Origin of the sequence: Streptomyces sp. NPDC007971 (genome assembly GCF_042958635.1) — a bacterium.
GTDB lineage: Bacteria > Actinomycetota > Actinomycetes > Streptomycetales > Streptomycetaceae > Streptomyces.
The window spans coordinates 1-1,080 of sequence record NZ_JBIBJK010000093.1 but is presented as its reverse complement, the minus strand read 5'-3'; the positions used below and the strand labels follow the sequence as shown (position 1 = coordinate 1,080).

The 1,080-nt window shown below is 55.5% G+C and carries 1 rRNA gene; it reads right to left on the bottom strand.

Features of this window, described 5'->3' with window-relative positions:
- Positions 1-52 precede the first annotated feature (52 nt).
- Positions 53-1,080: ribosomal RNA gene (locus ACFZCP_RS45920) — 23S ribosomal RNA — on the bottom strand; the annotation flags it as partial.

The following is a 1,080-nucleotide window of genomic DNA, read 5'->3' as shown; positions in this document are numbered from 1 at the left end:
ACAGGCGGGGCTGTTCGTGGTTTCAGAACCAACACAGTGAACGCGAGCAACTGAGGACAAGCCCTCGGCCTATTAGTACCAGTCAACTCCACCCGTTACCAGGCTTCCATATCTGGCCTATCAACCCAGTCGTCTACTGGGAGCCTTACCCTCTCAAGGAGGTGGGAATACTCATCTCGAAGCAGGCTTCCCGCTTAGATGCTTTCAGCGGTTATCCCTCCCGAACGTAGCCAACCAGCCATGCCCTTGGCAGAACAACTGGCACACCAGAGGTTCGTCCGTCCCGGTCCTCTCGTACTAGGGACAGCCCTTCTCAATATTCCTACGCGCACAGCGGATAGGGACCGAACTGTCTCACGACGTTCTAAACCCAGCTCGCGTACCGCTTTAATGGGCGAACAGCCCAACCCTTGGGACCGACTCCAGCCCCAGGATGCGACGAGCCGACATCGAGGTGCCAAACCATCCCGTCGATATGGACTCTTGGGGAAGATCAGCCTGTTATCCCCGGGGTACCTTTTATCCGTTGAGCGACGGCGCTTCCACAAGCCACCGCCGGATCACTAGTCCCGACTTTCGTCCCTGCTCGACCCGTCGGTCTCACAGTCAAGCTCCCTTGTGCACTTACACTCAACACCTGATTGCCAACCAGGCTGAGGGAACCTTTGGGCGCCTCCGTTACTCTTTAGGAGGCAACCGCCCCAGTTAAACTACCCATCAGACACTGTCCCTGATCCGGATCACGGACCCAGGTTAGACATCCAGCACGACCAGACTGGTATTTCAACGACGACTCCACAAACACTGGCGTGCCTGCTTCAAAGTCTCCCAGCTATCCTACACAAGCCGAACCGAACACCAATATCAAACTGTAGTAAAGGTCCCGGGGTCTTTCCGTCCTGCTGCGCGAAACGAGCATCTTTACTCGTAGTGCAATTTCACCGGGCCTATGGTTGAGACAGTCGAGAAGTCGTTACGCCATTCGTGCAGGTCGGAACTTACCCGACAAGGAATTTCGCTACCTTAGGATGGTTATAGTTACCACCGCCGTTTACTGGCGCTTAAGTTCTCAGCTTCGCC